This window comes from Jutongia hominis, from assembly GCF_014384965.1.
Taxonomy (GTDB): domain Bacteria; phylum Bacillota; class Clostridia; order Lachnospirales; family Lachnospiraceae; genus Butyribacter; species Butyribacter hominis.
In genome coordinates this window covers 19527-35974 of sequence record NZ_JACRSW010000010.1, presented here as the reverse complement: position 1 = coordinate 35974, position 16448 = coordinate 19527, and the positions used below count along the sequence as shown (strand labels likewise).

At 39.1% G+C, this 16448-nt stretch carries 14 protein-coding genes; all 14 read right to left on the bottom strand.

The window, feature by feature from the left end; genetic code table 11:
- Positions 1-27: 27 nt before the first annotated feature.
- Positions 28-1425: a F0F1 ATP synthase subunit beta gene (gene atpD, locus H8700_RS03205; RefSeq protein ID WP_022141260.1), complete on the bottom strand. Its 1398-nt coding sequence runs from the start codon at positions 1423-1425 to the stop codon at positions 28-30.
- A gap of 100 nt (positions 1426-1525) precedes the next feature.
- Positions 1526-2419: an ATP synthase F1 subunit gamma gene (atpG, locus tag H8700_RS03200; RefSeq protein WP_249303070.1), complete on the bottom strand. Its 894-nt coding sequence runs from the start codon at positions 2417-2419 to the stop codon at positions 1526-1528.
- Positions 2420-2485: 66 nt separating this feature from the next.
- Positions 2486-3994, bottom strand: coding sequence for a F0F1 ATP synthase subunit alpha (gene atpA, locus H8700_RS03195; protein WP_249303065.1), 1509 nt, complete (start codon positions 3992-3994; stop codon positions 2486-2488).
- Between the two features lie 4 nt (positions 3995-3998).
- Positions 3999-4502, bottom strand: coding sequence for an ATP synthase F1 subunit delta (gene atpH, locus H8700_RS03190; protein ID WP_249303062.1), 504 nt, complete (start codon positions 4500-4502; stop codon positions 3999-4001).
- Positions 4483-4980 (bottom strand): F0F1 ATP synthase subunit B, encoded by a 498-nt coding sequence (gene atpF, locus H8700_RS03185; RefSeq protein ID WP_249303059.1) that lies wholly within the window; start codon positions 4978-4980, stop codon positions 4483-4485. The genes atpH and atpF overlap by 20 nt, the downstream gene beginning before the upstream one ends.
- 49 nt (positions 4981-5029) lie before the next feature.
- The gene (atpE, locus tag H8700_RS03180; RefSeq protein WP_022141265.1) at positions 5030-5254 is read right to left on the bottom strand and encodes an ATP synthase F0 subunit C; all 225 of its coding nucleotides are present in this window, start codon (positions 5252-5254) and stop codon (positions 5030-5032) included.
- Between the two features lie 23 nt (positions 5255-5277).
- Positions 5278-5970 carry a F0F1 ATP synthase subunit A gene (locus H8700_RS03175; RefSeq protein ID WP_249303057.1) on the bottom strand — a complete coding sequence of 231 codons (693 nt, stop codon included), beginning with the start codon at positions 5968-5970 and terminating at the stop codon, positions 5278-5280.
- Positions 5971-6143: 173 nt separating this feature from the next.
- Entirely contained in the window at positions 6144-6299 is a 156-nt protein-coding gene (locus H8700_RS03170; RefSeq protein ID WP_249303056.1) for a hypothetical protein, read from the bottom strand.
- Between the two features lie 324 nt (positions 6300-6623).
- Positions 6624-8105, bottom strand: a complete 1482-nt coding sequence (locus tag H8700_RS03165) for a glutamate synthase subunit beta (protein WP_022141267.1) — start codon at positions 8103-8105, stop codon at positions 6624-6626.
- A 122-nt stretch (positions 8106-8227) separates the two neighbouring features.
- Positions 8228-12814, bottom strand: a complete 4587-nt coding sequence (gene gltB / locus H8700_RS03160) for a glutamate synthase large subunit (RefSeq protein ID WP_249303055.1) — start codon at positions 12812-12814, stop codon at positions 8228-8230.
- Positions 12815-13193: 379 nt separating this feature from the next.
- Positions 13194-14087, bottom strand: a complete 894-nt coding sequence (locus tag H8700_RS03155; protein WP_249303054.1) for a hypothetical protein — start codon at positions 14085-14087, stop codon at positions 13194-13196.
- A 141-nt stretch (positions 14088-14228) separates the two neighbouring features.
- Positions 14229-14387, bottom strand: a complete 159-nt coding sequence (locus H8700_RS03150) for a hypothetical protein (RefSeq protein ID WP_249303053.1) — start codon at positions 14385-14387, stop codon at positions 14229-14231.
- A 370-nt stretch (positions 14388-14757) separates the two neighbouring features.
- Positions 14758-15735, bottom strand: coding sequence for a DNA polymerase III subunit delta (gene holA, locus H8700_RS03145; RefSeq protein ID WP_249303052.1), 978 nt, complete (start codon positions 15733-15735; stop codon positions 14758-14760).
- A gap of 102 nt (positions 15736-15837) precedes the next feature.
- Positions 15838-16446 carry a cytidylate kinase-like family protein gene (locus H8700_RS03140; RefSeq protein ID WP_249303050.1) on the bottom strand — a complete coding sequence of 203 codons (609 nt, stop codon included), beginning with the start codon at positions 16444-16446 and terminating at the stop codon, positions 15838-15840.
- Positions 16447-16448: the final 2 nt, after the last annotated feature.

Below are 16448 nucleotides of genomic sequence, written 5' to 3'. Positions count from 1 at the left end.
CCTTCCTGCTTTGATTCACATTTTCTGTCAGGCTGACTGTGATTCACGGGCTGCTTTTTCGATCACTTCATCAATCGTTCCTACATTAAAGAATGCACTTTCCGGATAAGCATCCATTTCTCCGTCTATGATCGCTTTAAATCCACGTATCGTTTCTTTTAACGGAACATATTTTCCCGGAACACCGGTAAACGTTTCAGCAACATGGAATGGCTGTGACAGGAAACGCTGGATCTTTCTCGCACGATAAACCGTGATCTTATCTTCTTTGGAAAGTTCTTCCATACCCAGAATTGCGATAATATCCTGCAATTCTTTATATTTTTGTAAGATTTCCTGTACACGTCTTGCTGTCTCATAATGCTCTTTTCCAACGATGTCTTCTTCGAGAATACGCGAATTTGACTCCAGTGGATCGACTGCAGGATAAATACCCTGCTCTACGATCTTTCGTGAAAGAACGGTGGTTGCATCCAGATGGGCAAATGTTGTTGCCGGAGCCGGATCCGTCAGATCATCCGCAGGCACGTAGACAGCCTGTACCGATGTAACAGATCCATTCTTTGTAGATGCAATACGCTCTTGCAATTCACCCACTTCTGTAGCAAGTGTCGGCTGATATCCTACAGCAGAAGGCATACGTCCAAGAAGAGCGGACACTTCTGAACCTGCCTGCACAAAACGGAAAATATTATCAATAAAAAGCAATACATTCTGTTTTTCTTCATCACGGAAATATTCAGCCATCGTAAGACCGGTCTCTGCAACACGCATTCTTGCTCCCGGCGGCTCATTCATCTGTCCAAACACTAACGCAGTCTTATCAAGTACACCGGAATCTTTCATTTCTGACCAGAGATCATTTCCCTCACGGGAACGCTCTCCTACACCGGTAAAAATGGAATAACCACCATGTTCTGTTGCAATATTTCGGATCAATTCCTGGATCAGAACGGTTTTGCCTACGCCGGCACCGCCAAACAGACCGATCTTTCCTCCTTTGGCATATGGTGCGAGCAGATCAATAACCTTAATACCTGTCTCTAAAATCTCTACCACAGGACTTTGTTCTTCAAATGTCGGTGGTTCTCTATGGATACACCACTTCTTTTCTGTTGCCAGAGATTCTCCATTATCGATCGTATCCCCAAGAACATTAAACAATCTTCCTAATGTTTTTTCACCAACAGGAACCTGAATTCCTCCACCGTTTGCAACCACTTCCATATCCTTGCAAAGACCTTCACTCGAAGCGAGCATAATACAGCGTACCGTATTATTTCCTATATGCTGTGCCACTTCCATCACACTGCGTTTTCCCTGGTTTTCTACTTCTAAGGCATCCTTAATAAATGGAATGTCATTATTCGGAAACTCGACATCTATAACAGGTCCCATTACCTGAACGATCTTTCCTTTTTTCATATCAAGCAGATCTCCTTTCCTGTTATTCTGTACTCTCGTTATCTTCTCAAAACGAATCCTTTTGGCTGGATTCTACGTTCAGAAAATTCTATGAGTACCTTTATTTTTTCTTCTTACGTTTTTGTGCTTTTGCACCACTGATCACTTCTGTAATTTCCTGTGTGATCGCTGCCTGGCGTACGCGATTATATTCAACCTGAAGTAATTGCAGCATTTCTTTTGCACTTTTTGATGCTGCTTCCATTGCCATCATCCGCGAATTCTGTTCACTGGCATACGATTCCACTAAAGCTCCATATACAAAACCGGTTACATAATTAGGAACCATATGATCCAAAACAGATTCCAAAGAAGGCTCTGCTTTTAACTCTTCCTGATAAACATCTACCGGTACGGCACTTTCAAAATCTTCTTTATCCAAAGGCAATAGCTTTAATACTTCTGTCTCTACTAAAAAAGCATTTTCCATCTTGGTATATACAATGTCAATCTCATCTACTTCATTTTGCATATACAGTTCCATGATACGTTCTACGATCACTCTGGCACGATGCAAAGAGGGATTTTGTACTGTATATTGAAAATTAGTATCTACATCCAGTCCCTCTCTTGCAAAATATTGTCTGCCCAGCTCTCCTACTACAAAGAGCCTGTTATGCTCACTCTGCTCAAAAAGTTCATGTGCTTTCTTGATCACATTGTGATTATACGCCCCTGCAAGACCTTTATCTGCCGTGATCACTAAATATCCTTTTCGTTTCTTTTCTTCTGCCTGTTCTCTGCCATATCCAAAGAAAACACTTTCTGTATCCGGCACATGGCGAAGAAAACGGTTAAATGCCATTTGCAAAGAATAAAAATACGGTTCTGTATCTTCTAACCGCTGCTTTGCATTGCGAAGTTTGGAAGAAGAGATCATATACATTGCATTTGTGATCTTCATGGTATCCTGTATACTTTTCATACGCTTCTGGATTTCTTTCGTATTTGCCATACTCATCCTCCATTCCTTTGCCAAAGTCTTTTTTAGGCAAAGTTTTTTTCACATAACATTTTTATGTTACGGTTCCATCTCTTTAAATTCTTTTGCTGCCGTTACGATCGCCTGTGTCAATTCATCTGTCAGAACTTTTTGGGTATTGATCTGTGTAACGATCTCCGAATGAGATGTTTCAAAAAATGAAAGCATTTTATGCTGAAATTCTTTGATCTTCTTTTCGTCTACATCCATAAAAACTTTATGTGTTGCCGATACCAATGTAATAACCTGGCTTGCTAAATCCATCGGCTGGCATAATGGCTGTTTTAACAGTTCCATCAACCCTTTGCCATATCGTAACTGTGCCTTCGTTGTATCATCCAAATCAGAGCTAAACTGCGTAAAAACTTCCATCTCACGAAACTGTGCCAGATCAATTCGGATTGTTCCGGATGCTTTTTTCATGGCTTTTGTCTGTGCCGCTCCACCCACTCGTGATACAGAAAGCCCAACATTGACTGCCGGACGCATACCGGAAAAGAACAGATCACTCTCTAAGAAAATCTGACCATCCGTAATAGAGATCACATTTGTCGGGATATAGGCTGATACATCGCCAGCCTGTGTTTCAATAATAGGAAGTGCCGTGATCGAGCCACCTCCAAGTTCTTCACTTAATTTGCTTGAACGCTCCAACAGTCTGGAATGCAAATAAAATACGTCTCCCGGATATGCTTCACGTCCCGGTGATCTTTCTAACAAAAGAGATAATGCTCGATATGCTACCGCATGTTTAGACAGATCATCATAAACGATCAGTACATCTTTTCCCTGATACATGAAATACTCCGCCAATGCTGTGCCGGAATATGGTGCAATATATTCTAAGGATGCAGAATCACTTGCTGTCGCAGAAAGCACGATCGAATAATCCAGTGCATCATGTTTTTGTAATGTATTTACGATTTTTGCAACTGTAGATGCTTTCTGACCGATTGCAACATAGATACAGATAACATCTTTCCCTTTCTGGTTCAATATCGTATCGATCGCAATGGATGTTTTCCCTGTCTGTCGATCTCCAATGATAAGTTCACGCTGTCCGCGACCAATCGGGAACATAGAATCAATTGATAAAATACCGGTTTCTAACGGCTGGTCGACGGACTTTCGATCTACAATTCCCGGTGCCTCATGCTCAATCGGACGATAGTCTTTTGCAGCGATCGGACCTTTTCCATCAATCGGTGCACCCAAAGCATCCACGATTCTTCCAAGATAAGCCTCTCCTACCGGAATGCCTGCCATCTTTTTTGTTCTTGTTACTTTTGTACCTTCCTTGATCCCGTTATCTCTTCCCAAAATGATACAACCGATCTGGTCTCTTTGAATATCCTGTACCATTCCTTTGACACCATTTTCGAAAATAACGATCTCGCCATACATTGCATGCTCTATTCCGTAAATCGTAGCAATTCCGTCTCCTACCCAGATTACGGTACCAACTTCATGCTCTTTAAATTCCAGATCAAAATTTTCAATCTCTGTTTTCAAAATAGAGATCACTTCTTCTGAGTTGATCGCACTCACAGTATCACCTCCTGGTTAATTTATTCTCTAATTGCCGCAAACGACCTTCCATGCTCCAGTCCATTTCGATGTCGCCAACCTGTATGATAAAGCCACCGATCAATTTCTTTTTCTCGATCCATTCGATCGTTACTTTTTGGGCATGAAATCGTTTCGCTAACGTTTCCTGTATCTGTTCTATTTCTCTTGTATCGGGTTTTTGCACATAATAGATTGTTGCAAGGATCTCCTGCTCTTTTTTTCTTCTATGCTTGTCATATGCCGCAAAAATATCCTGAATCTTATTAAAATCATGATGCACTGCAACAACCTTTAGAAATTTTCTGATTCCTTCCGGGAAAACAGCATCAATGATTTTTTCTTTTTCTGCAAGACTCACAATAGGACTTTTAAGAGCTTCTAAAAGCATCGGCTGCTCAAAGATTACTTTTTTTGTATCTTCAATCTCATTTGCCAAAATAGCAGACTCCAGCAAAACCAATCCATAGTTATTCGATATCTGTGTCATATGTTTCACCTGCTTTTTTCGTAAATTCCCGGTAAAAAGCTGCATTTTGTTCTTTTGTGTCACCGTCAAGCAATACTTTTCTTGCGGCTGTCAACGCCAATGCACTGATCTGCGACTGCACATCACCAAGCATTTTTTCTTTTTCCTGACTTGCAGCCACATTTGCTCTTTGCACCACTTTATCTGCTTCTTTCTTTGCCTGATCCAGTCTTTTCTCATATTCACTGTCGGCTCTTGCTTTGGCATTTTCCAAAATTCTGTTTGATTCTTCTTTTGCATCATGCATCAATGCTTCATATTGCGTTTTCATTTCAGCTGCCTGTTCTTCTTTTGCTTTGGCATCCGCAAACTGCTTTGCAAGCATTTCATCTCTTTTTTGCATAATATTTCGAATCGGGCCGATCAGGAAATGTCTCAATATCAAATACAGAACGATCAGATTGATCATGGTAAAGACAATGCCATCTAATCTTAACATCCTCTATTCCATCCTTTCCATGATTTCCGGTATCCCGGATTTGCTATGTTTATCGTAATAACAAAATTATCAATAAAGCGATAACAAAACCATAGATTGCTGTTGCTTCTGCAAGTGCACAACCAAGGATCAATGTTTTGCTGATCTTTCCGTCAGCTTCCGGCTGTCTTGCGATCGCATCGACTGCTTTTGAAGTTGCAATACCAATACCTACACCTGCTCCAATACCTGTTAAAACTGCTACACCTGCTCCTATTGCTAATAATGTTGACATAATCGTATCTCCTTTTTCTTTGTTTATTCTAAAGCTTCTTTCAAAAATAATGATGTTAAAAATACAAACACATATGCCTGGATCAATCCGTCAAAAATATCAAAATAAAAACTAAACGGAATCGGTAACAAAACAGGCAATATTAATTTAATCAGTTCCATAACAACAAATGCGCCTAATACATTACCAAAAAGACGCATACACAGCGACAATGGTCTGATGAAAACTTCCAATATATTAATGGGAGCGATCACCCATACCGGCTGTGCAAAACTTTTAAGCCAGCCTTTTGTTCCTTTCTTTCTTATCCCTGCCATTTCGATCAGAATAATACTCATGACCGCTAATCCTGCCGTTACACCCATGTCTTTTGTCGGTGGTTTCAGCCCGACCAGACCGATCAGATTTGCAACGCCGATATATAACATAACCGAGATCAGATATGGTATGTATTCTTTCCCTTCTTCTCCAAGAATATCTTCAAAAAAGCCATATCCGGCACTCACAGCTGCCTCCATCATCTTTTGTCTCCTGCCTGGATTCTCCACGCTTAAATTTCTCGTCAGTAAGAACGATACTATAAGCAGCACTGCCATAATGATCCATGTAACGACAACTGACTCCGGAACTTTAATCCCGCCAAATACAGGGATGGTAAATGCGGTATCACAATTTAATTCCTTTAATAAGTCACCTGCCAGATTTCCCGTAATCATCGCTTCCTTTCTTTATCAATTTTTTTGCAAAAATCTTCTTTTTTATGACTTGTTAGATTAAAAAATGAATATTCGTGCAAAAATAAAAAACTTGTCAAATAGGTCCCTGATCCCGTCCCCTTTAACAAGTCGTTTGCATTGTAATTTATGTTTTGCATTTTGTCAATTTTATGTCAACCACCATAAAATACCGTTTTTTTTGTGCAGATTATAAAAATATATTCTGATTTTTTTGCTTTTTTTATTTGTTTTGCTTCTTTTCTTTTTTTGGCTTTGCGTTCTATTTTTGCATTTAGCGATATTTGATAAGGATATTCTCTAAAACCCATTATTTTTTCATGAAATACCTACAAAAAAACAGCCTATCTGTCATTTCTTTCTTTTTTAAATTCTACTTCCATTTCCTTCCTATTTTTCTTGACTTTTCTGTTTTCTTCATAATATCATTCTTATTTTTTATACAATTTCTCGGTTTGCAAAGAAAATATACCTTCCCATTGTCTTCTTATTCCTCTTTCTTTCATTCATCTGTTCTGACAATATACTTTTGATAAAAAGCTCTCTTTCCTATTTTTCCGTAAACACAAAAAAGACAACATTTCTGCTGCCCTTTTTGTGTGTTTATAGGATTGTTTTCTATCAAATTATAAGGTCTACGGTAAATTCGTATACCCCATCAGTTTTTCATCGACTTCTCTGGCTACATGACGCCCTTCATTAATGCCCCATACTACCAAAGACTGACCACGATGCATATCACCTGCCGTAAAGATTTTATCCACAGATGTCTGATATTTTCCCGGTTTCGTTTCTACATTGGTACGTGCATTCAGTTTTACTTTAAATGCTTTTGCAATATAGTCCTCTGTACCAAGGAATCCTGCTGCGATCAGAACATAATCTGCCGGAAGTTCAAACTCACTTCCCTGAATCTCAGTCATATTCATACGACCGGTCTTTGGATCTTTCTTTGGTTCTAACTTTACAAGTTTTACTTTCTTTAAGACACCATTCTTGTCAGCGATAAACTCTTTGACCGTTGCCTGATAAATACGCGGATCTTTTCCATAGACAGCGATTGCTTCTTCCTGACCATAATCTGTCTTACATACTCTGGGCCATTCCGGCCAAGGATTGTTTGCTGCTCTCTGATCCGGCAGCTTTGGCATCATTTCAATCTGTACGACAGATTTTGCCCCCTGACGGACTGCAGTACCAACACAGTCATTACCGGTATCTCCACCACCGATCACAACAACATTTTTGCCTTTGGTATCAACCCATCCTTCTTTCTTGCCCGTGAGTACATGCTTCGTAGAGCGTGTTAAGAAATCTACCGCAAAGTAAATTCCCTGCGCTTCTCTTCCCGGTGCCTTGATATCACGCGGATGAGAGGCACCACAGCATAAGATCACACTATCATATTCTTTTAACAGTGTTTCTGCTTTGACATCTTTTCCTACATTGGTATTCACAATAAAATGAATGCCTTCTTCTTCCATGACTTTCTGCTTGCGGTCGATCACCCATTTTTCCAGTTTCATGTTCGGAATACCATACATCAACAGTCCGCCGATATGATCGTTTCTTTCATAAACCGTGACATCATGTCCTCTTTTATTTAACTGATCTGCTGCAGCAAGACCGGAAGGACCGGAACCGACAATGGCTACTTTCTTTCCGGTTCTGACCTTTGGCGGCTTTGCTTTCATCAGACCATTTGCATAACCATATTCAATGATCGCATTTTCATTTGCTTTACAACTGACCGGTTCTCCATTGAGTCCGCAGGTACAGGCAGCTTCGCAAAGTGCCGGGCAGACTCTGGATGTAAACTCTGGGAAGTTATTTGTCTGGCGAAGCATCTGAAGTGCTTTTTCTAAGTTTCCATGGAACAACAGATCATTCCATTCCGGTACTAAATTGTTTAACGGACAGCCTGATGCCATGCCATTGATCATCATACCTGACTGACAAAACGGAACACCACAGTTCATACATCTTGCTGCCTGTGTTGCACGATCCTTGTCACTCATAGGTGTATGGAACTCATTAAAGTTCTTAATACGTTCCAGAGGTTCTACTGCTTTATTATCTTTTCTATCATATTCCATAAATCCGGTTGGTTTACCCATAATAGTCCTCCATTCTGAATCGATCCTTACGCTTTATGATGCATTGGGAAATGCGATGCAAACTGTTTATTTGCAAGCATATTCCCTGCATTAAGACATTTTCGATCTGTTTCTTCTATATATTATGCCTGTTTTTTATGTGCATAAAATGCTTCGATCTGTGCCTGTTCATAACCAAGACCATGTTCTTCCATCTTTGCGATCAGCTGAAGCATCTTACTGTAATCATAAGAGATGATCTTCTTAAATTTAGGAAGGTATTCGCTAAAGTTATCTAAGATTTCTTTTCCTCTCTTTGATCCGGTTGCTGCAACATGCTCTTCGATCATTTCCTTTAATTCCAATACGTCGTATTTATCAGAAACGATTTCAGAAGAAACAAGTTCTTTGTTTAATTTCAGATAAAGGTCACTGTTTTCATCGAGTACATAGGCGACACCACCGCTCATGCCGGCTGCAAAGTTCTTACCGGTTGGTCCGAGAACCACAACACGTCCTCCGGTCATATATTCACATCCATGATCGCCAACACCTTCCACAACGGCTGTTGCACCTGAGTTGCGGACACAGAAACGTTCCCCGGCAATACCATTGATAAATGCTTTACCGCTTGTCGCACCATATAATGCAACATTACCGATAATAATATTATCCTCTGCTTTGAAGTTCGAACCTGCCGGTGGATATACAACGATCTTACCGCCTGACAAGCCTTTTCCAAGATAATCATTCGAATCACCGACAAGCTCTAATGTCAGACCTTTTGGAATGAATGCCCCAAAACTTTGACCACCGCTTCCGTGACATTCTACTGTCAATGTATCTTCTTCTAACTTATCAGAGAATTTCTTTGTGATCTCTGATCCTAAGATTGTACCAAGAGTTCGGTTGATATTTGTAACATCCACGGAAATCTTTGTCTTTTCACCCGACTGTAATGCTTTCTTGAATTTTGGCAGGAATACTTTTTCATCGATCGTCTTTTCTAATTCAAAATCATATTTGTTCTTTTCGATGTATTTATTTTCTTTTCTTTCATTGGCAAAAGAAGAATCTAAGATCGCACTCAGATCAACTTTCTTCGCTTTCGCATTTTCATCGTCCTTGACCCTCAAAAGATCGGTACGTCCGATCAGATCATCCACTTTACGGATACCAAGCTTAGCCATATATTCACGAAGTTCCTGTGCAATAAACTTCATGAAGTTTTCTACATATTCCGGTTTACCCTTGAAACGCTTACGAAGCTCCGGATTCTGTGTTGCCACACCAACCGGACAGGTATCTAAGTTACATACACGCATCATTACACATCCCATTGTGATCAACGGAGCTGTGGCAAAACCGAATTCTTCCGCACCAAGCAATGCGGCAACTAATACATCACGTCCTGTCATAAGCTTACCATCTGTCTCAATACGGACACGAGAACGAAGTCCGTTCATGATCAATGTCTGATGTGTCTCTGCAAGACCTAATTCCCATGGAAGGCCTGCATTATAGATTGAGCTTCTTGGAGCTGCTCCGGTACCGCCATCATAACCGGAGATCAGGATAACTGCTGCACCGGCTTTTGCAACGCCGGCAGCAACGGTACCGACACCGGCTTCTGATACAAGCTTAACAGAGATTCTTGCATCTTTGTTGCTGTTCTTTAAGTCATAGATCAACTGTGCCAGATCTTCGATCGAATAGATATCATGATGTGGTGGTGGTGAGATCAGGCTGACACCTGGCGTAGAATGTCTGGTCTTAGCAACCCACGGATATACTTTGCCACCCGGCAGATGACCACCTTCACCCGGTTTTGCACCCTGTGCCATCTTGATCTGGATCTCTTTTGCACTGACTAAGTAGCGTGATGTTACACCAAAACGACCGGATGCTACCTGCTTGATCGCAGAACATCTGTCTGTTTCCGTTCCTGCAGTCAAAAGTCTTTCTAAACTCTCGCCACCTTCACCACTGTTTGACTTACCATGCAAATGATTCATGGCGATCGCAAGTGTTTCATGTGCTTCCTGTGAAATCGAACCATAAGACATCGCACCTGTCTTAAAACGCTTTACAATCTCATCAACACTTTCTACTTCCTCGATCGGAATGGATTTCTTCGGATAGTTAAAGTCTAATAAACTTCTTAATGTTACATTGCTGTCTTTCTCATCGATCGTCTTTGAATACATTTTAAACAGATCATAGCTTCCGGTCCATGCAGCCTGCTGTAACAGATGGATCGTTTCCGGATTATACAAATGTTCTTCCTGATGACCTCTTGCTTTATGCTGTCCACGGCTTTCTAAGTTCAGGTCAACGCTGAGTCCTAACGGATCAAATGCAGAAGAATGCTGTTTATCTACCTGTTTTTCGATATCTTCCAATGTGATACCACCCACACAGCATACGGTATCGGTAAAATATTTCTCAATGACATCTTCCGAAATGCCAATCGCCTCAAAGATCTTAGAACCCTGATAAGACTGGATCGTTGAAATACCCATTTTAGAAGCGATCTTTACAATACCATGCAATACCGCAGAATCATAATCATTAACGGCTGCATAATAATCCTTATCAAGCATCTTATTGTCGATCAGTTCCTTGATCGTACTATGTGCAAGATATGGGTTGATCGCACAGGCGCCATAACCTAACAGCGTAGCAAAATGATGTACTTCTCTTGGCTCTGCTGTCTCTAAGATCATGGCAACACGTGTTCTCTTCTTCGTTGTGACAAGATATTGCTGCATTGCCGATACCGCTAAAAGAGATGGAATCGCAACATGGTTTTCATCGACTCCCCTGTCACTTAAGATCAGGATGTTTACTCCTTCTTTATACGCACGATCGGCTTCAAGACGAAGATGATCCAATGCTTTTTTCAAAGAAGTATTCTTATAATACGTAATCGGAAGAACTTCACTCTTAAATCCTTCTTTATTGATATATTTGATCTTTAACATATCGGTATCTGTTAAGATTGGATTTCTGATCTTTAATACTTTACAATTATCAGCATCTTCTACTAAAAGGTTACCATCTTCTCCGATATATACGCTGGTCGATGTAACGATCTCTTCACGGATCGAATCGATCGGTGGGTTGGTTACCTGGGCAAACAACTGTTTAAAGTAGTTAAAGAGTGGCTGTGGCTTATCAGAAAGCATAGGAAGTGGAGAATCCGTACCCATTGCTCCGATCGGCTCACTTCCATTCTGTGCCATCGGAAGGATAGAAGTTTTATATTCTTCAAATGTATAACCAAATGCTTTTTGCAATCTGGCTCTCTCTTCATCGGAAAACTCTTCTACTTTCTTATTTGGAATATGAAGTTCCTTTAAAGTAACTAAGTTACTGTTTAACCACTCACCATATGGCTGGCGTGATGCATAACTTTCTTTTAAGACATCATCATCTACGAGTTCTCCTTTGACTGTATCTACAAGAAGCATACGTCCCGGTCTGAGTCGGTCTTTCTTTACGATCTTTTCGGGTGGAATCTCAAACACACCGACTTCAGATGATAAGATCAACTGGTCATCTGTTGTAATATAATAACGGGATGGGCGAAGACCGTTACGGTCAAGTACGGCTCCCATGATATCTCCATCCGAGAAAAGGATTGATGCGGGACCATCCCATGGCTCCATCATTGTTGCATAATACTGATAAAAGTCACGCTTCTTCTGGCTGATACTCATATCATTTTCCCATGGTTCCGGAATAGTGATCATAACAGCTAACGGAAGATCCATACCACTCATCACTAAGAATTCCAAAGTATTATCCAATCTTGCGGAATCGGAACCGTTTGGATTTACAACCGGAAGAATCTTATGAAGTTCACTGGAAAGATACGGTGACTCCATGGTCTCTTCACGGGCAAGCATCTTATCTGCATTACCAACGATCGTGTTGATCTCGCCATTATGCACGATGAAACGGTTTGGATGAGCACGCATCCAGCTTGGATTTGTGTTCGTACTAAAACGAGAATGTACGATAGCGATCGCAGATACATAATCCGGATCACGCAGATCTTCAAAGAACTGACGAAGCTGACCAACTAAGAACATACCTTTATATACGATCGTTCTGCTTGAAAAGGATACCACATAAGTATCATCGTTACTCTGTTCAAAAACACGACGTGCTACATAAAGCTTACGGTCGAATTCAAGACCACGCTCTACTTCTTCCGGTCTTTTCACAAAGGCCTGCATGATGCATGGCATACATTCTAATGCTTTATGACCAAGAATCTCAGGCACGATCGGAACTTCTCTCCATCCGAGAAATTCCAAGCCTTCTTTCTCAATGATAACCTCAAACATCTTCTTTGCCTGGTTCTTCTTTAATTCATCCTGTGGGAAGAAAAACATTCCAATACCATAATCTCTTTCTTCTCCTAATTCGATGCCAAGCGGTTTGACTGCTTTTTTAAAGAACTTATGCGAGATCTGAAGCAGAATACCTACACCGTCACCGGTCTTTCCTTCTGCATCTTTACCTGCACGATGCTCTAACTTTTCTACAATATCTAATGCACCGGATACCGTATCGTGTGTCTTGTTACCTTTAATATTTACGATAGCACCGATACCACAGTTGTCATGCTCAAAACGCGGATCATAAAGACCTTTCTTTGCATGATCGATCACATCTGAAGCATTCAGAATACGATTTGCATTCTCTTCTCTTTTCTGCATGTTACCATTACCTCCTATAAACACAAAAAAAGGGTTCAGCAAATAGACTTGCTGAACCCCTTTGTTCATCAACTGTTTGCATTATAACGTTTTTCGCATCAAAAAGCAAGTTTTATTTTGTCATAATGCATTATTTTTTAATTTAATTAAGTATATTCAATTTACAGTTTATTTTCTTCTGTTTTGCAAACAGATGTTCCTATTTGTTATTGCAATTTTTTATTATATAAAAGTCAATGAAGTAACTATCTGCTTTTATATAACCATTTGTTAAGAAATTTTCAGTCTTTTGAGACTTTATTACAAAAAGCGGCTTTGATTAACATGAACTCCACCAAATATACAATTCTTGGATTTTGAACTTGTCTGATTACCTTTCTTACTTTTTCAGATATATCGTTCGCTTTGCCTGATTTCCTGATGGATCAATCGCTACGACCTTATACCTTGTTATCTTTTTTTGTCTCGTAATGGTAAACTTCCAATAGTTTTTATATTTTCCTTTCTTTACTTTGGTAAGTTTTACTTTCTTTCCATTGATTGTTACTTTCTTGATCGCTTTGTTGTCTTTTACATATGCAATGACTTTTTTCTTATAATATGTCTTTTTGTTGATCAGATTTTTGAATACAGGCTTTTGGCGGTCAATAGCTGAATTTGATTTATGGGTATTGGAAGACTTAGTTGGTATAGGAGAGGATGAATTTATTGCAGGAAACATACATTCAACATATGCTGTAAGTTTCATACTTCCATTGACTTCTATACTACTATCCTGCACCTTATTGTCTTTTATCCATAGTTCTTTGCGTACTGTCTGATCCTGATATTGACAGACCCAATAATCTATAATTTCATTTTCATAAAATCTTGGAAGTTGGATTATTTCTCCATTATCACAACTTCTTGTCTCAGACAATATTTGAAAATTTCCATAGCCATAATTCATATAAATTCTTACAACATACTTTCCATTTTCATCCTTTTCTTCCGGATTTAATGGTATATCCGGTGAAGCAGTTCGTTGTGGTGCTGTACTTGGCATAGATTGCCCCGGCTGTATTATGACCGGTGCTGCCGGTGTCATTTCCGGTCTTGGTATTACAGTAATTATTTCAGAAGTTGATGAATATTCTTTAGCCTCCCGTGTAGTCTTTGGTGCAATGACATTTTCTGTTTCCAATGCTTTACTTTGTGAGCTGTCACCTATACTGAGGCATCCTATTGCTAATGTTGCAAGTATTGTGTATAGTATTGATTTTTTCATTTTCATATGTATCCCCCTTTTCTAACAATCCTATTATAAATCTGTTGCCATACGCTGTCGGACTTCCTATTCATTTTTAGACTCTTCTTTCCTAAATAATCTTTCCGACAACGGCTAAATATAATTGCAGAAAACATTTTCTCCGTTTTACTTCTTCAAATAGATGATTCTCTTTGCCTGATTTCCTGATGGATCAACCGCTACAACCTTATACCTTGTTATCTTTTTTTGTCTCGTAATGGTAAACTTCCAATAGTTCTTATATTTTCCTTTCTTTACTTTGGTAAGCTTTACTTTTAAATTCATCCTTATATACTCTTGGAAGTTGAATTATTTCTCCATTGGTATAACCTCTTTCCTCTGATAATATAACAACATCTCCATATCTATAGCTTAGATAAATTCTTTATTAAATTATAAACTATATCTTTATATAACGCAAGAAATATTTGTAACTGCTTCCATATTTTTCTTATAATCTTTCTTGTCAATAACGTTATAATTTTGCATACAAAAAAAGCTTACTCTCTTATGTAAAATTCATGCATGACTGTATCAAATACCGTACAAAATGCTGCAAACAAAAGACACTTGGATTTTAGAGTTATTTCTTAATAAAAGCAAAAATTCCTTTGAGCAGATTCTGATAATTCATCTTATCTGCCCAAAGGAATTTCTATCCTGCCTGCTGTACAAAACTTGTCAACAAAAGTTCAACACCAATCTGATCATTGATATTTCCGCGTTTAAAATCATATTCCGTATCAATACATGCTGTCAGCATTTCTTTTAAATTTTCTTGTGTAAAATGCTTTGCCTGCATTTGGTACTTGCCTACAGAAAATGGCGGAATGCCAATCTTTTTAGCCAATTCTCCCTTACCGGACTGCTTGCAGCTTTTGATCTGCAACAAAATATTAAAATGTCTGGTTAGCAAATATAAAATAGACATCGGATTTTCTTTTAGTTCCAACAGATCATGATATAATCGGATCGCCTCTGTTTTTTTTCCACCGGCAACTGCATCTAACATTTTAAAGATCTGTCCTGTCACTTGTATACTGCAAACAGCATCAATATCCTCTTTGGTAATTTCTTCTCTCCCCATCGTATAAGCAATCAATTTTTCCAACTCGTTCTGAATATTTAAAAGAGAATTATCTACCTGCTCTAAAAAATATTGCGCAGTATTTTGACGAATCTTCTTGCCGGCTTTGCCTAAATGAACTGCAACAAACTGTAATGTTTCCTGATCACTCATTGCATTCAGTTCCACAGCGATGCCATTTTTTTGAATATACTTATAAAGTTTAGTTCTTTTATTCACTTCTTTTTCCACAAAAACAAAAATGGTACTGTCCGGCACACTTTCAATAACATCTGCAAAATCATTTGCATTTTTACAAAGTTTGGAATCCTCCATTACGATTAGCCTATGTTCTTGAAAAAACGGAAGTGTCTGTGCAATTTCCTTTACTTCTAAAAGATCGATCGAACCACCCTGAAAATACGAATAATTCATCTCGTCGGCCCCATCCAGAATGGTTTCCTTTAACTTGTCCCGGTAAAAATGAACCAGATATTCCTCTTCTCCATATAAAAGATATGTGTTATGAAATTCTTTCTTTTGAATGTCCTCTTTAAGGTGCTGCATTCCTTTTCTCCTCAATGATATTTTTTTCATTATACACCCATTCACATGATAAAAAAAGAATATTATCTTTTAATTTCATCCCGGCACTCCTTTTCTATCTCACTAACAGATTTTTCCATAAGTCTGTTTACAGCATTCCATAATTATCTTCTCACACCTGTCATATCCAAGCTGTGAACTGTTCAGACACAACGTATAATTACTGGCTTTACCCCATTTCTGCTCCGTGTAAAAGTTATAATTTGTCATACGCCTTTTATCTGTGTCTGCCATCATTTTTACAGCTTCCTTCTCTTCAACATTATATAAGCCCATGATACGCTGTGTTTTTTCCGGCATATCCCCATGAATAAAAACATTTAACACATCATCCCTGTCTTTCAGAATGTAATCAGCATTTCTTCCAACGATTACACAAGGCTCCTTTCCAGCCAACTCCAAAATGACTTTTCTCTGTGCCGCATATACCATATCTTCTATGGACTTTCCTGTAATATCACGTCCGGCAAATGCATATGCAAATAAACCTTTCTTGGGAGATAACTCCGCATTTTCCTTAATATACTCCGGTGATAAGCCTGACTGTTCTGCAATCCGTCCAATGATATCTTTGTCGTAATATGCAACACTAAGTTTCTTTGCCACTACTTCACCGATAAATCGACCACCGCTTCCAAATTCCCTGCTGATTGTAATAATTCTTTTTGTCATTT